The sequence below is a fragment of the Oceanicaulis sp. HTCC2633 genome, from assembly GCF_000152745.1.
Classification (GTDB): Bacteria; Pseudomonadota; Alphaproteobacteria; order Caulobacterales; family Maricaulaceae; genus Oceanicaulis.
Genome location: NZ_CH672428.1, coordinates 2,498,848 through 2,513,619 on the forward strand (window position 1 = coordinate 2,498,848; position 14,772 = coordinate 2,513,619).

19 protein-coding genes are annotated in these 14,772 nt (G+C 66.3%); 14 read left to right on the top strand and 5 right to left on the bottom strand.

Going from position 1 to position 14,772, the window contains the following annotated elements; genetic code table 11:
- Position 1: 1 nt before the first annotated feature.
- From gspE to OA2633_RS11850, 11 genes are read left to right on the top strand one after another with little or no spacing between them, the layout of a single operon-like run.
- The gene (gene gspE / locus OA2633_RS11800) at positions 2-1,486 is read left to right on the top strand and encodes a type II secretion system ATPase GspE (RefSeq protein ID WP_009802787.1); all 1,485 of its coding nucleotides are present in this window, start codon (positions 2-4) and stop codon (positions 1,484-1,486) included.
- A complete protein-coding gene (gene gspF, locus OA2633_RS11805) occupies positions 1,473-2,696 on the top strand; it encodes a type II secretion system inner membrane protein GspF (protein ID WP_040613587.1) in 1,224 nt (407 codons plus the stop codon). The genes gspE and gspF overlap by 14 nt, the downstream gene beginning before the upstream one ends.
- 24 nt (positions 2,697-2,720) lie before the next feature.
- Positions 2,721-3,185: a type II secretion system major pseudopilin GspG gene (gene gspG / locus OA2633_RS11810; RefSeq protein ID WP_009802789.1), complete on the top strand. Its 465-nt coding sequence runs from the start codon at positions 2,721-2,723 to the stop codon at positions 3,183-3,185.
- Positions 3,185-3,727: a GspH/FimT family pseudopilin gene (locus OA2633_RS11815; RefSeq protein WP_009802790.1), complete on the top strand. Its 543-nt coding sequence runs from the start codon at positions 3,185-3,187 to the stop codon at positions 3,725-3,727. Before gspG ends, OA2633_RS11815 begins: the two co-directional genes overlap by 1 nt.
- A complete protein-coding gene (gspI, locus tag OA2633_RS11820; protein ID WP_009802791.1) occupies positions 3,724-4,092 on the top strand; it encodes a type II secretion system minor pseudopilin GspI in 369 nt (122 codons plus the stop codon). Before OA2633_RS11815 ends, gspI begins: the two co-directional genes overlap by 4 nt.
- Positions 4,089-4,754: a type II secretion system minor pseudopilin GspJ gene (gene gspJ / locus OA2633_RS11825; RefSeq protein WP_009802792.1), complete on the top strand. Its 666-nt coding sequence runs from the start codon at positions 4,089-4,091 to the stop codon at positions 4,752-4,754. The genes gspI and gspJ overlap by 4 nt, the downstream gene beginning before the upstream one ends.
- On the top strand, positions 4,751-5,758 hold the full coding sequence (gspK, locus tag OA2633_RS11830) for a type II secretion system minor pseudopilin GspK (RefSeq protein WP_009802793.1): 1,008 nt from the start codon (positions 4,751-4,753) through the stop codon (positions 5,756-5,758). Before gspJ ends, gspK begins: the two co-directional genes overlap by 4 nt.
- Positions 5,758-7,044: a type II secretion system protein GspL gene (gene gspL, locus OA2633_RS11835; RefSeq protein ID WP_009802794.1), complete on the top strand. Its 1,287-nt coding sequence runs from the start codon at positions 5,758-5,760 to the stop codon at positions 7,042-7,044. The genes gspK and gspL overlap by 1 nt, the downstream gene beginning before the upstream one ends.
- Entirely contained in the window at positions 7,041-7,547 is a 507-nt protein-coding gene (gspM, locus tag OA2633_RS11840; RefSeq protein ID WP_009802795.1) for a type II secretion system protein GspM, read from the top strand. The genes gspL and gspM overlap by 4 nt, the downstream gene beginning before the upstream one ends.
- Entirely contained in the window at positions 7,547-8,278 is a 732-nt protein-coding gene (gene gspN / locus OA2633_RS11845) for a type II secretion system protein N (protein WP_009802796.1), read from the top strand. The genes gspM and gspN overlap by 1 nt, the downstream gene beginning before the upstream one ends.
- On the top strand, positions 8,278-8,784 hold the full coding sequence (locus OA2633_RS11850) for a hypothetical protein (protein WP_009802797.1): 507 nt from the start codon (positions 8,278-8,280) through the stop codon (positions 8,782-8,784). Before gspN ends, OA2633_RS11850 begins: the two co-directional genes overlap by 1 nt.
- Here OA2633_RS11850 and OA2633_RS11855 read toward each other — a convergent pair.
- On the bottom strand, positions 8,781-9,269 hold the full coding sequence (locus tag OA2633_RS11855; RefSeq protein WP_009802798.1) for an A24 family peptidase: 489 nt from the start codon (positions 9,267-9,269) through the stop codon (positions 8,781-8,783). The two genes, OA2633_RS11850 and OA2633_RS11855, sit on opposite strands and share 4 nt — an antisense overlap.
- A 49-nt stretch (positions 9,270-9,318) precedes the next feature.
- Positions 9,319-10,467, bottom strand: coding sequence for a questin oxidase family protein (locus OA2633_RS11860; RefSeq protein WP_009802799.1), 1,149 nt, complete (start codon positions 10,465-10,467; stop codon positions 9,319-9,321).
- A gap of 97 nt (positions 10,468-10,564) precedes the next feature.
- Between OA2633_RS11860 and soxR the strand changes: the two genes are divergently transcribed.
- A complete protein-coding gene (gene soxR / locus OA2633_RS11865; protein WP_009802800.1) occupies positions 10,565-11,008 on the top strand; it encodes a redox-sensitive transcriptional activator SoxR in 444 nt (147 codons plus the stop codon).
- A gap of 25 nt (positions 11,009-11,033) precedes the next feature.
- Here the strand turns inward: soxR and OA2633_RS11870 are convergent, their stop codons facing one another.
- Complete coding sequence (locus OA2633_RS11870; protein WP_009802801.1) at positions 11,034-11,300, bottom strand: hypothetical protein; 267 nt, start codon at positions 11,298-11,300, stop codon at positions 11,034-11,036.
- A gap of 213 nt (positions 11,301-11,513) precedes the next feature.
- On the opposite strand from OA2633_RS11870, the gene OA2633_RS11875 reads away from it, so the two are divergent.
- A complete protein-coding gene (locus tag OA2633_RS11875) occupies positions 11,514-12,686 on the top strand; it encodes a CaiB/BaiF CoA-transferase family protein (RefSeq protein ID WP_009802803.1) in 1,173 nt (390 codons plus the stop codon).
- On the opposite strand, the gene OA2633_RS11880 is transcribed toward OA2633_RS11875, so the two are convergent.
- Positions 12,687-13,439 (bottom strand): GntR family transcriptional regulator, encoded by a 753-nt coding sequence (locus tag OA2633_RS11880; protein ID WP_009802804.1) that lies wholly within the window; start codon positions 13,437-13,439, stop codon positions 12,687-12,689.
- Positions 13,440-13,537: 98 nt separating this feature from the next.
- Entirely contained in the window at positions 13,538-14,320 is a 783-nt protein-coding gene (locus OA2633_RS11885; RefSeq protein ID WP_040613590.1) for an enoyl-CoA hydratase/isomerase family protein, read from the bottom strand.
- A 186-nt stretch (positions 14,321-14,506) separates the two neighbouring features.
- Between OA2633_RS11885 and OA2633_RS11890 the strand changes: the two genes are divergently transcribed.
- Positions 14,507-14,719, top strand: a complete 213-nt coding sequence (locus tag OA2633_RS11890) for a hypothetical protein (RefSeq protein ID WP_009802806.1) — start codon at positions 14,507-14,509, stop codon at positions 14,717-14,719.
- The last annotated feature ends 53 nt before the right edge of the window (positions 14,720-14,772 follow it).

Below are 14,772 nucleotides of genomic sequence, written 5' to 3' on the forward strand. Positions count from 1 at the left end.
CTTGAAGCCGCTGAACTACGCCTTTGCCCGCGAACGCGGCGTCGCCCTTCAGACCGGGGAGGTTCCGGTCTTCCTCCTGCGCGAGGATGCGGATGCACTGGCGCTGGTGGAAGCGCGCCGGGCGGCTGGTAAGGCGTTTGAAGTACGCACGCTCGATGCGCGCAGCTTTGATCGCGCCCTGTCTGAAATCTACGCCTTTGACGGCCTCGCTCATTCCATGTCGGACCGGGCCGAGGATGAGGCGGGCGAAAGCCTGTCCGACATCATCAACGACATTCCCAAGACCGCGGATCTTCTCGACAGCGCGTCGGACGCCCCGATCATTCGCCTGATCAATGGCCTGATCGCCGAGGCCGTGCGCTCGGGCGCCTCGGACATTCACGTTGAACCGTTTGAAGACCGGGTGTCGGTGCGCCTGCGCGTGGATGGCGTCTTGCGTGAAATGGTGTCGCTGAGCGGGCGGCTCGCCCCGCCTTTGACGAGCCGCATCAAGGTGATGGCCCGGCTCGACATCGCCGAGAAGCGCATCCCCCAGGATGGCCGCCTGACCCTGACGCTCGCGGGCAAGGGCGTGGATGTGCGCGTCTCGACCCTGCCGTCGCGCTATGGCGAACGCGTCGTGCTGCGCCTTCTAGACAAGGAGAGCGCGCGCTTCACCCTGGACCAGCTGGGCATGTCGCCGCGCCAGCTTGAAGACTTCCGCAAGGTGCTCAGCCAGCCCAATGGCGTGGTGCTGGTGACCGGTCCCACGGGCGCGGGCAAGACCACCACGCTCTATGCTGGGCTCAACCTGCTCAATGACCAGACGCGCAACATCCTGACCGTGGAAGACCCGGTGGAATACGCGGTCGAGGGCGTGGGCCAGACCCAGGTGAACACCAAGGTCGGCATGACCTTTGCGGCGGGCCTGCGCGCCATTCTCCGTCAGGACCCTGATGTGGTGATGGTGGGCGAGATCCGCGATGTGGAGACCGCCGAGATCGCGGTGCAGGCCTCGCTGACCGGTCACCTCGTGCTCTCCACCGTGCACACCAATTCCGCTGCCGCCGCCGTGACGCGGCTTCGGGATATGGGCGTTGAAAGCTATCTGCTGGCGACCACGATCAAGGCGGTGGTGGCCCAGCGTCTGGTGCGGCGCCTGTGCCCGTCCTGCAAGGAGGCCTATGAGCCCGATGCCGGCGAGCAGCGCATGCTGGAGCTGGAGCCGGGCGAAACCGCGCTTTTGTACAAGCCCAAGGGCTGCGACAGCTGCGGCGGGTCGGGCTATCAGGGCCGCCGGGGCGTCTATGAGCTTCTGGTCGTTGATGACGCGGTCGCCTCGATGATCCACGAGGATGCGCGCGAGAGCGAGATCGCCCGTCACGCCTTCGCCCATCGCAATACGCTGTGGCGCTCGGGCGTGGAGCTGGCCAAGGCCGGTGAGACGTCACTGGCTGAAGTGATGCGGGTGTGTCGCGAGGATGGCGAGCGCGATGGCGGCGTTTGAGTACGAAGCGCTCGACGCGGCGGGCAAGCGAACCAGGGGTCTTCTGTCCGCCGATAGCGAAGCCGCCGCGCGCAAGGAGTTGCGCCGCCGCCGGCTGGCGCCCCTGTCTGTGTCGCGCGCCAGTGAGAAAGGCGCCGGCGCGAACCCGGTCGCGAACCTCTTCAAGCCCGGGGGCCTCTCCGAAGATGATCTGACCGGCGTCACGCGCCAGCTCGCCACGCTGATTGATGCGGGCATGCCGGTTGAGGAAGCAGTGGGTCTCGTGGGCGGCCAGGCGGACAAGGCCCAGGTCGGCCGCGTGCTGATGGGCGTGCGCGAAAAGGTCACCGAGGGCGAACGCCTGTCAGACGCCATGGCGCTCTATCCTGACAGCTTTCCCGGCGTCTACCGCGCCATGGTCGCGGCGGGGGAAAGCGCGGGCGGGCTCGGGCAGGTGCTCGAGCGTCTGGCGGACTATCTTGAAAAGGCGGGGGCGCTGAAGCGTCGGGTCGGCGCGGCGCTGATCTATCCCAGCGTGTTGGGCGTCGTTGCGCTCCTCGTGGTCTGCGTGCTGCTGGTGGCCATCGTGCCGAAGATCGCCGAGCAGTTTGACACCATGAACATGACCCTGCCGCTGATCACGCGGGTGATGATCGCGCTGTCAGACGGGCTTCAGGCCAGCTGGCCGATCCTCCTTGTCGCGATCGTGGGCGCGGTCCTGCTGTATTCGGTTCTGATCCGGCGAGAGCCGGTCAAACGCGCGGTCCAGACCAGTCAGCTCGGCCTGCCGGGTTTGGGCGGGTTCGCGCGCAAGGTCGAGGCGGCGCGCTTTGCGCGCACCATGGCGATCCTGATCAATGCGGGTGCGGTGCTGCCCGAAGCCCTGCGCGCCGCGCGGCGGGCGTCCGACAATCTGCCCTTCCAGGCGATGCTGGGCGAGGTGATCGAACAGGTCGAGACTGGCAAGGGTTTGGCGGATGCGCTTCGTCAGGCGCGCTGGTTCCCGCCCCTGATGGTCTACATGGTGGCCGCGGGCGAACGCTCGGGCCGTCTGGCGGAGATGTTCCAGCGCTCCGCCGAGCATATGGAGGCCGAGGTCGATGGCGCCATCACGGTGGGTCTGAGCCTGCTGGAGCCGGGCATCATCATCGCCATGGCCGTGATCGTGGTCGGGATCGTCCTGTCGATCCTGCTGCCGATCCTGCAACTGAACACTGCTGCGCTGGGATAGCGCGGCCAGCAAGGAGACTGAGACATGCTGCTCACCAAACATGACGCGCGCCGTCTGGAGGATGAGGAAGCCGGGCTCTCGCTCGTGGAGGTCATGGTGGTCGTGGTGATCATCGGGCTCCTGGCCACCATCATCACCATCAATGTCCTGCCCATGCTGGGCCAGGCCAATTCCTCCACCGCCCAGACCCAGATCAGCCAGCTTGAACAGGCGCTGGAGACCTATCGCCTGCGCATGGGCCGCTATCCCAGCACCGATGAAGGGCTGGAGGCGCTGGTCACCCCGCCCGCCGACGCCCGCCTCGCGACGCGCTTCCCCGAGGGCGGCTTCATCAACAATCTGCCCACCGATCCCTGGGGCAATGACTTCCTCTACCTCTATCCGGGCGAGCATGGCCGCTTTGACGTCTGGACGCTGGGTGCGGACGGTCGCGAAGGCGGCGAGGGCGAAGACGCCGACATTGGCAACTGGACCGCCGAACAGGACTGATGTCGCCTCTGCCCCGATCCTCTCAGGCTGGCGTCTCCCTGATCGAGACGCTGGCGGCGCTGGCGATCATCGCGCTGGTGACGGGCGTGGCCGTAGTCATGCTCCAGCCCGAGGATTCGCCCGCACAGCTGGAGGGCGAGGCGCTGGTGCGCGCGCTCAACGAGGCGCGCCAGGAGGCGCTGGTTTCGGGTCAGCATGTCGGGTTTGCCGCCCGCTTTGACGGGCGCGGGTATCAGTTCTATCGCTTCGAGGACGGGGTCTGGCGCGTGCGCGCGGACCATCCCGCCTTTGAGGCGCACCGGTTTGAAGACCCGGACCTGATCATGAGCGTGCAGTCCGGCGCGATCAGCCGCCGGAACGAGGGCGCGCGTGATGACGCGGCAGAGGCGCTGAACGGCCCCGAAGTCTGGTTCGACCCCACCGGTTTTGACCAGCCCTTCGCCTTTGAATTGCGCGGTCCGGATGCCGTGCGGATCATCCAGCGCGATGGCGAGGGGCGGCTCAGCCTTTTCGATCCGAACGCGGCGGAGACGCCGTCATGAGAGCGCAGCGTCAGGACGGGTTCTCGCTGATCGAGATGCTGGCCGCACTCGCCATTCTGGCGCTTGCCGGGGTCGCGTTGATGAATGCGCTGAGCACGTCCGCGCGTTCGGCCACGCTGGCGCGCGAGATGACTTTGGCGCAGATCGCGGCGCAGAACCTTCTCAGCGAGGCCTTGCTGAACGCCGGTCCCGGCGCAATGCGCGATCAACGCGGCGAGTATGCGCTGGGCGGGCAGAGTTTTGACTGGGCGCTGGAAGTGGATGATGCCGGCCAACCGGATCTCTTGCGCTTGCGCCTCGTGATTTCCGAGGCGGACGCGGACACGGTCCTCTACACGCTGGAAACCCTGCGGAGGACGTCATGAAACGGCGTCACGAAGCAGGCTTCACCCTTGTGGAGGTGATGGCGGCGGTCATGGTCTTCGCCCTGATCAGCGCGATCAGCGTCGGGCTTCTGACGACCGCCCTGCGCTCGAAGGAAACCTCTGAAGCCGTGATGGCGGACCTTGCCGCCGTCCAGCGCATCCAGGCCCTGCTCAGCGAAGACATCGGCCAGATGGTGATGCGCCCGGTGCGCGATGAGGATGGCCTGACCGATCCGCGCGTGTTCGCCCTTGATGTTCAGGGCGCCGATCCCCTGAACCCCGACCGCGAAGGCGAGCCGCGCGAGATCCTGGTGCTGACGCGTTCGGGTTGGGCCAATCCCGGCGGGGTGCAGCCGCGCTCGGGCCTGCAGCGGGTCGCCTGGATCTATGACGGCGATCATTTGTGGCGCGAAACGAGTCTCTATCCCGATCTGGCGCAGGGCGCCGCGCCTGTCCGCCAGATGATTGCGGAAGGGATCTCGGATCTTCAGATCGAGGCGATGATGACCGGGGTCTGGACCGGGGTGGTCGAATTACGGCCCGGCCGCAATGGAGAAGCGGCGGCTCAGGCCCCGCGCGCGGTGCGCCTGTCCTATGTGCAGTCCACACTGGGCGAGATGGAGCATGTGGCGCTCTCACCAACCGCAGAGGTGGGGCGATGAGGGCGCGGACGTCAGAACGCGGCACGGCGCTGATCGCGGCGCTCCTGCTGGTCGCCCTGATGGCGGCGGTGGCGGTGCAATTGATGGATGTGACGCGCTTTGCCGCCTTCCGCACCGCCCAGATCGACCAGCGTGCGCAGGCGGTCTGGATGGCGCGGGGCGCGCGTGATCTGGCCGAAGCCGCCTTCCTGAATGCCGGCGCTCCAGGCCGCTCTGTGATGCGATCCGATGAGCTGTGGCTGGCCGGACCGGTCGTGTTTCCGCTGGAGAACGGGCAGGTGGTGGGCGAGATCCATGACCGGAACAACTGTCTGAACATCAACGCGCTGGTTGCGCCGGATACAGACGGCGATGACCCGCTGGAGCGCGAGGCGCGCAGCTCTGACATCCAATGGCTGCGACAGGCGTTCCTGTCCCTGTCCCTGGAGCTCGGGGTTCCCGCGGGCGAAGCCGAGACTCTGCTGGCCCAGATCACCGACTGGATTGATGCGGATCAGTCCGCGGAACCGGGAGGAGCCGAGGATCGCACCTATGGCGCCTATGCTCAGCCCTATCGCGCCGCCAACCAGCCTTTCGTGGAGTTGGAGGAATTGCGCGCCCTGCCGGTGATGACGCCCTCGCTCTATGCCGCGTACCGGCCTGTCTTGTGTGTGCTGCCTCTGGCCGAGCAGCCGCCCTTGAACATCAACACGCTGTCGCTGGACCAGAGCCTGTTGCTGTCCGCGCTTGTGCATGAGGATCTGGACCCTGCGGATGCGGAGACCGTGCTTTTCCGCAGGCCGCCTGCCGGTTATGACAGCGCTGAGGATGTCTGGGCGGACCCGCTGATGGCGCAGCTTGATCTCAGCGATGCAGAGAAGACGCGGCTGACCTTGCGCAGCCGGTGGTTCGAAATGGCGGTGCGCGTGCAGCTGGCGGAGACCCGCTTTCACATGACAGAGCTGGCTGAACTCAATGAAGGCGGCGATCTGCGCCGTCACAGCCAGCGCTTTGGAGCCTTCTGATGACTGACGTGCTGATCCTTCAGCCGCCCTCCTCGGCAATGGCGGAGCAGACCGCCCGCTGGAGCGTGATCCGCGCCGGGGCGGTCATCGCCGAGGGCGTGACGGGGCCGGGCGCAACGGTCGAGCCCCCTGCCGGAACGGTGATCGTGCGGGCTGTGGTGGTCCTGCCGTCCGAAGATGTGTTCATCCGGCGCCTTCCGGTGCCGGGCCAGTCCGAACGCGATGCGCGACGGGCCGCCCCCTTCCTGATCGAGGACCAGATCGCCCAGCCTCTGGACGATGTCGAAGTGAGCCTCGGTCCGGTTGGCGCAGATGGCGCGCGCTGGCTCGCGGCGGTGGATCGTGACCAGCTCAAGACCTGGCGGGAGATGCTGGCCAGTCTGGACGCCCCCCAGCACCATACTGTTCCTGACGGCATGGTGCTGACGGGGCATGGCGGCGATCTGACCGTGATGGGCTATGGCGACAGGGTAGTGTTCCAGACCCGGTCCGGCGACCTGGGTGCGCTCTCAGACAGCCAGGATGGAGCACGTGATCTCGACGCCGCGTTGTCCGACCCGGTCTGCGGTGCGATCGAGCCCCATCTCCTGACCCCGGTGCTGGCGGGGCTGGGCCGTCGCCTATCTCCCAAGCGGGTCCTGATCAGCACCGCGCTCGACCCCTCAGCGCTCGCGCCCGAGGGCAAGCCGATCGCCGTCAAACGCATTGATGCGCCGGATCTGCGGATCGCGGCGGCTTCTCTGCCGCCGGAAGCGCTGGACGCCCTGCCGGCGATCTTTGGTGACGCCTTCGCAACGAAGCTGGACTGGGCGGCGCTCCTGAAGCCCTGGCGCGCCGCGGCGGTTCTGGGTCTGACGGCGGTGCTGGCGGCTTCCGGGCTCATGGTGGGGCAGGCCGCCTATCTCCAGGATCGCGCCAGTCGGTATCAGGCGGCGCAGGAGGCGGAATTCCGCATGCTGTTCCCCGAGGCGCGGATCGTGAATGTCAGCGCCCAGATGCGCCAGGCGCTCAACAGCGTCAGCGGCGGGGCTGTGAGCGGGGCGGGCTTCCTGCCGCTGGCGACGGTGCTGTCGGAGACGCTGAGCGATGTGGACGGCGTCCGGGTGGACTCCCTGCGCTATGACGCCAGCCGGGGCGAACTCTCTGTGACGGCGCTCTATTCCGGGTTCGGCGACTTTGAACGCTTGCGCATGGCGGCTGAAGCGCGGGGCGCGGTGCTTGAGGATGGCGGCGCGCGGCAGAGCGCGGCAGGCGTTGCAGGCGAATTCATTGTGAGGCTGCCATGAGCCAGACCACGCTCTTCACTCCGCTCATCAAGGCCTTTCAGGCGAGAACGGCCCGCGAGCAGGCGCTTCTGGCCGGACTGGCCGTGCTGGTGGTCCTGACGATCGCCTGGTTCGGCGTTCTGGCGCCGGCGATGAGCTGGCGCGCCGATGCGGCCCGCCGATACGCCAACGCTGCGGAAGGCTATGAGAGCATTCTGGTTCAGGCGTCCGAGTATCGCGCCCTGTCCGCACAGGCGGTCAATGCCGATGATCGTGAGCCCTTGCGCACGCTGGCCGATCGTACCGCGCGCGAGCGTGGGCTGGCGATCAGCCGCGTCCAGCCGCTTGAGGACGGACGACTGGGCGTCTGGATGGAGCAGGCGGACGCGGACTCCCTGATGGGTTGGCTGAGCCTTCTGTCGCGCGAGCATGGCGTCAACGCCGAGCGTGTGAGTCTGGATCGCGAGGGCGAGACCCGGGTTCGCGCCCAGCTCACCCTGGTGCGCGCCGGAGGAGCGGGCTGATGCGTCTTATTCTGATCCTCGGCTTTGTGCTGGCGCTTGTCGCGGGACTGGCGGTCACCGCTCCGACCCGGCTTGTCTATGATGCGCTGGCCCCGTCAGGGGTGGAAGCAGGACTGGTGCAGGGCAGCGTCTGGCGCGGGCAGGCGCTGCGTGTGCGTCTGGGCGGACGGGTTGTCCAACAGGTTGAAACCGGGCTGGAGCCGGCGTCCCTGCTGGCGCTGAGCCCGGCAATGTCCATGCGGGTGACCGATCCCGAGATCCAGATTGACGCCCGGTTGCGCGCGGCCGGAGACGCAATCCGGATCGAGGAAGCGCAAGGCCTTGTCTCGGTCCGGGCATTGCCCCTGCTGGCGGGGCTGCCAACGCCGGCGGACAGCTTTGCGCGGCTCGATGGGGTGAGCGTTTCGCTCGATCAGTCGGGGCGCTGCATCAGTGCGGAGGGCGCCGTGATGAGCCCGGCCCTGGCCGATGCGGGCGCACGCTATGATGTGGCCCTGCCGATCCTGGACATGAGTGTCTTCTGCGCAGGCGATGTGCTGGCGCTCAATCTTTCGGGCCAGAGCCCGGCGGTGGATCTGGAAGGCGTCATTCGCCTTGATGCGCAAGCGCCGTCCTACCGGATCGTCGCGACGCCTCATGACCCCGAGGGCGGGCGGGTGCTATCCTTGATGGGCTTCCGCGCGGACGGGGCGCGCTGGATCGCGGACAGTGAAGAGATGGGAGAGGGCTGATGATGCGCTGGTTTCTGGCTGGCTTGTGTGCGGTGGGCGTCACCGCCTGCTCCGCCACGTCGTCTCCCGAACGGGCTCAGCTGATCGATCAGGCGCGCAATGCGCCCGATCGCGCCGACAGCCTGCCGCCGCAGAACCTGCCGGACGGTCAGTGCGGCATCTTCCTGTTCGGCATGGGCGACCGGCATCCCTTTGTGGTGTTCGAGAATGACCGCGCCGGACGCGCGCTGATCCTGCATCAGGGCGTCATCCATGAGCTGGGCGTCACGCCGCAACCGGGCGCCTTCGTGCAGGGGGAACGCTTCCGCCGGGTCTATCTCGATCAGGCGAGCAATCTCGTCTTCACCTTGACCGGCGAAGTGGGCGAGGAGACGGGGTCCGGGCCGCGCCTTGAGAATGTTCTGTTGCGCACGCGGGCGATTGACGGATCAGAGACCGTCAGGCCGCTGGGCGGGGTTTATTCCTGCCGCGACGGTTCGAACCGCACCGCTCCGGGCCGGCTCTAGAATCCGGCGGGACCGGACAGGCCCGTCTGCTGCAGCACCCAGACCAGTCCGATTCCGAACGCCAGGAACGGTCCGAAGGCGATCATGCTGTCTCCGGTCACATCCTTGCGGAAAACGTATTTTAGCGTCAGCGCAAAGACGAGCGCTGCAAGGCTCGAAAACAGAAGGATGGCGGGCAGGGCCAGCGCCCCGCACCACGTCCCCCCGGCCGCGAACAGCTTGGCGTCCCCGCGGCCGAGCCCGGGACGCCCGCGCGCCCGCTCATAGCTCTTCTCGATCAGGACGAGCGCGGAATAGCCCACAATGCCGCCCAGTGCGTGCAGCCAGACCGTCCCGCCCAGCACGGCGGCTGCAACCACGCCGCCAGCAACCAATGGCAAGGTGATCCGGTCGGGCAGGATGAAACGCCGGGCGTCAATCACCGACAGGGTGATCAATGCGCCGAGAAGCACGAGGGTCAGGAGGGGGCTGAAGACGGCGACCATACCGCCCTTATCCCCTCCCTGCCCGCATTCGCCAAGTCAGCCGGACAGATCAATCCCGGTCAGAGGCGGGCAGAACCGCAAAGGCCTGGGCTATGGCGTCAAGATAGGCCGGGTTCGCGCTGCGCTGATAGGCGCTGCAAAGCGCCTCGGTCAGCTTGATGATGTGATCATCCCCATGCCGGGCGGCGCGATGGGCCGGGTGGCTGGGCGGGAGCGCCCTGATCGGTTCGGGGCTTTGCAAGGCCAGCGGCGAGAAGGCCGCCAGAAGCGCGGCGCCATGTTCGAACGCCCTGAAGAGCAAGCGGCGGCCCAGAGCGTCGGGAACCTGCTCTGACAGGGTGCGCGCCGCTGCTGTCGCCGTTACCGCATGGGTGAAGACGATCACGGTGAACGGGGTGCGCGCATGATGCAGGAACAGGCGTGTCATCTCCAGCATCAGCGCGTCAAACCGCATCGCCAGATCGCCTGACAGGTCCACCAGGCTCGTCACCTCGGCGAAGTCGGCGGCGTGCGCGAGCCGTGCATAGCCCGCCGTGATTGCGCCTTCGCCAGGCGCATGCGCATCGGGCAGGGGCGTGATCCAGCTCAGGGTCGCGCGAAAGTCCAGCACGCCCTGGTTGGCGTGCGTTCCGACGGGCAGGGGCGTGTAGCGGTCCGCCCAAGCGGCGAGCGCATTGGCGAGGGCGTTAAGGCGCACTGAACTCACTTCCGATTGCAGGGCGCGGCTCATATGGGCGGTCTGGAGAACCGCGTGGCAGGCCGAGGTGGAAAAGCCGTCCACAAGCCGGTGAACCCAGAGGCTCAGAACTTCACGCCAGGGTTTGTCCTCGAGCTCGGCGCGGAAATAGGCGCGCCACTCAGCGTCGTGATCCTGTGTTCCGATCTGCGACCGCCAGTCATCAGGATCGAGCCGCCCCGGAGCCGGACCGGACGGGGTGAAGCCGGGGATTTCCTGTTCGAGCCAGCCCAGGGCCTGCTCGCCCTGTCCCATGGCGCACAGGGCCTCCATCACCATGGGGGCATGGTTGTAGTAACCGTTCGCGAGCGCGGGCGAGACGGTGTCCAGCCGTGTCAGCGCGGCGTCCAGGCGGGAATAGTCGGGACGGGATTTCAGAAGGCTGCCGGCGGCCTGGGAAAGGGCGCGGTCGGCATGCCAGTTCCGGGGCGCAGGCAGGGCGAAGTCGAGGGGGGCGGCCATGGGCAGGCTCCAGTGATCAAGGTCTGATATTGGCAAGCCTACTTTCTCAAGCTAACTTGAGATCAAGGAAATAAAATCCAGGAATATCAATGTGGTGATGCGGCGACAGAAACTTCTGAAAATCGGGGAGCTGTCGGCGCGCACGGGGGTGCCGGTGTCGGCCCTGCGTTATTACGCTGATGCCGGTCTGATCCAGCCTTATCGCACCAATGCCGGACAGCGCCGCTTCGCGCGCGCGGACATCCGGCGCGTTTCCTTCATCCTGATCGCCCAGCAATTGGGGCTCAGCCTGGAAGAGATCGGGGCCATTCTTCAGCGTCTGCCTGACGGGCGCACGCCGACAAAAGCGGATTGGTCTCAGATTTCCGGCGGCATCCGGAGGCGGGTCGAGGCGCGGATCGCCGAGCTGGAACGCATTCGCGAACGTCTGGACGGCTGTATCGGCTGTGGCTGCCTCTCGCTGGAAACCTGCAAGCTCTACAACCCGCAGGACCGGCTGGGCGCGCAGGGGCCGGGGCCGCGCCGCCTTCTGGGCGACTGACCGGACCCGGCCCGTCCGTGTCAGGCTAGAGCGGGTAGTCGCGCTCCGGATTCACGCCCGCCGTTTCAAGGAAACTGCGCAGCTGGCGCACTTCATCCTTGGGCAGGGAGTGAGAGGCGTGATGGAAATTGGCGGTATGTCCGTTCAGGCTCACGGCGAATTTCGCGCCCGACCGCTCGCTGATCTCGGCGCCCAGATCGGTCAGCACATGCTCGACCTCGGCGGGTGACAGATTGGCCGGCTCGGGATGTGCGAACAGGGCATGCAGGGTTTTCCGGTGTTTGTGGTTCATCGCGTTCTCCTCCCCTTGCTGGGTCTGAAACCAGACTGGCAGGCGGATGGAGCGGGGGGAATGCGACCCTGTGTCCTTGTTCAGCTGAGCCTCAACTCACTGTCAAAGCGTGTGGTTTCCAGGATATTCACTCTAAAGTCGTAGATCGGCTTGGACAGAGTCTGTCTTTTCGTTAACATTTGCGGAAAGTGGAAACTGAGCTGTGAGTCTTGCATGCATCAGCCTCTGAGCGGCCTTCGGGTTCTCACCATCGAGCAGGACGGCGCGGGGCCTTATGGCACGCAACTGCTCGCCTCGCTCGGCGCGGACGTCATCAAGATCGAGAACCCGTCCACGGGCGGCGATAGCGGGCGCTGCGCCGGTCCTTACTTCCTCGGCGAGTATGACAGCGAGTTCTTCCAGACCTTCAACCGCGGCAAGCGCTCCATGGCGCTCGATCTCAAGGATCGTGGCGACCGCCGTATTTTCGAGCGGCTCCTGGCCACAGCGGACGCCTGTGCGAACAATCTCAGGGGCGACCTGCCGGCGGAGCTGCAGGTCGATTACGCCCATCTGCGTGAGATCAAGCCCGACATCGTCTGCGCGCACCTCTCCGCCTATGGCCGGGACAGCGAGCGGGCGCACTGGCCCGGCTATGACTATCTGATGCAGGCCGAAGCCGGGCTGATGGCGATGACCGGGGAGCCCGATGCGCCGCCCACCCGCTTCGGCATGTCCATGATCGACTATATGGGCGGCGCCATGATGGCGCTCGGCCTGGTCTCGGCGGTGCTGGGCGCCAAACGCACCGGGCGGGGCTGCGATGTGGATGTGTCGCTCTACGATGTCGCGCTGAACCAGCTCTCCTATCCGGCTACCTGGTATCTCAATGAAGGCAAGTGCGCGGAGCGTCAGGAGCGCTCGGCCCATCCGTCCGTCGCGCCCAGCCAGCTCTTCCGCACGGCGGATGGCTGGATCTTCGTGATGTGCCAGGCGCCCAAATTCTGGGGCGCGTTCTGCAAGGCGATCGGACGCGAGGACCTGCTGGCGAATCCGGCCTATGCCGACATGGCGGCGCGACGGATGAATCGCGAGAAGTTGCAGAACGAGCTCGACGCTTTCCTCTCGACCCGCACCACGGCGGCGTGGATGGCGCGTCTTGGCGGGGTGGCTCCGGCGGCCCCGGTCAACTCGATGTCCTGCGCGCTGGGGGCGCCGGAGGCCCGGTCAAGGATCGAAACGGTCTCCCATCCCGACAAGCCCGAAGGCCTGAAACTGGTCCGCGATCCGGTCCGGATCAACGGACAGAACGCGCCCTCCTGCCGGGCGCCCAAGCTGGGCGAGGATACCCGGGACATTCTCGACGAGATGCTCAGCGACAAGCCTGGGGACCGGGCGGCGGAGTGATCAGTCCGCTTCGCGCTGCATGGTCATTTCATACGTGAAGCGATCGGCCGGGTGCACGGTGTCGGACAGGGCGATGATGCGTCCGCCCTTGTCGTAATAGCGCCGCATGGTCCGCAGCACGGCGGATCCCGGCTCGGCGTCCAGCACGTCCGCTTCGCTGTCGGTCAAAAGTCCGCCCGCAATGGTCTGCTCGATCCGGGCGGTCGGGGCGCCGCGCTCGGTGGCCATCCATTCGGTGACGCCGCCATTGAGCTCGACGAACACATCCACCGGCGGGGCGAGATCAGCGCGGATATACATGTCCGTCAGGGCGACAGGCGCGCGATCGGGCTGACCGCGCAGGCCGTGGACGTGCAGATAGTCTCCCCCCGGGGCGACGCCGAAGGCGCGGGCGACGGCGGGATCGAGCGGGCCCACATGCTGGCGCAGCGGCTTCAGGCGCGCCGTGCGGGTATACTGCATCAGATCATCCACCCCGCCCAGGCGCTGGGCGAACCCCGCGCGGGCTTCGGACGCCACCACGACCGTCCCGGCGCCGCGGCGACGGGCGATCAGGCCGGCTTCCGCCAGCATGCGCAGCGCTTCGCGCACGGTGTGACGGGACACGCCATACTGTTCTGTCAGGGCATGTTCGGTGGGCAGCAATTCACCCACGGCCGGATTGCCGGCGGCGATGCCCGCTCGCAGGGTTTCGGCCAGCGTCATGTAGCGCGGCGCGCTGGAGACCGGTTCTACGCCTGAATGATCGGACACAGGATCCTCCCGCCTTCAAAAGACGGGGCTAACATAGTCGTTGCCACTAGGAATGCGAGTTGCGCCTGCATGGTGCAGAGCAACAAAGAACCAGAGGCTCAGGGCTTGGGGAAATTCGGACGGCGTTTCTCAAGGAAGGCCTGATAGCCTTCCTGGAAATGCTCGCCGGAAAAGGCTTCGAGGAAGAGCTGCCGGGTCTGTTCGCAATCCTCGTCCTGACCCGCTTCAATCAGGGCGATCATCTGTTTGGTGATCTTCGCGGTATGGCTGGAGGTCTGGGTGATATGGCTGACATATTCCTCCACCGCTTCGGCGAGAATGCCCTGCGGCATCAGCCGGTTGATCAGGCCCATCTGGAGCGCCGTCTCTGCATCGACAAGCCGGGCGGTGAACAGAAGGTCCTTGGCGGCGGACGCGCCCACCGTGCTGACGAGACGGCGCATGTCGTTGAAGGGATAGACCAGGCCCAGCTTGGCCGGAGTGACGCCGAACCGCGCGCCCTGGGCCGCGAACCGCAGATCGCACGCCAGCGCTAGCGCGCAGCCCCCGCCCACGCAGGCCCCTTCAATGGCGGCGATCGTGGGCTTGGAAAAGCGCGCCAGACCGTCGAGCGCCTCTCCGATGGCGCGCGAATAGGCGGCGGCGCGTTCGGCGGTGGCGTAGACCTCCTCGAACTCGGAAATATCCGCGCCCGCCGCAAAGGCGCCGCCCTTGCCGCGGACGATCAGCACCTGGATGTCGCGATCGGCTTCCGCTTCAGCCAGCAGGTCGGGGATTTCCCGCCACATCGCCTCGGTCAGGGCGTTGTGCTTGGACGGGCGATTGAGCACCAGCGATGCAATTTCGCCGTGACGGGAAAGATAGATCTGTTCTGCATGCATGGCTTTGCCCCGGAACTGCATCCTGCCTGGGGCGTTGTTTGCGCCTGAATGTGGTGAATCGTCAAGAAATTAGGGGTGAGGCGGATTGTCCTCGCGGGAAAAAATTTATCCGTACCCTGCCAAAAAACTTGACGTCGACCGCGAAAGGTGACACTTTTATAACGGTGAGCAATACAGGAGGTCCACATGTCTCATCTTGTTGGTGTGGGTCTGATTGCCGCCTGGTTGGCCTTCGCACTGCTGGCGCCGCGTCTGGCGTCCGCTGAAGTGACCAGCATCCTGGCCCTGGTCGGCATGGCGCTGACCCTGGTCGTGCTCTTCGCAACGGGACGGCTGACACGGCCTGACCCGCTGGCGTTGAACCTGACGGCACGGCGTCCGTACTGGGAAACGCGCTAACGCGCTTTTCCACGGCGACAGACCCGAAACAAAAAAGCCCCGGCGCCCTGGCG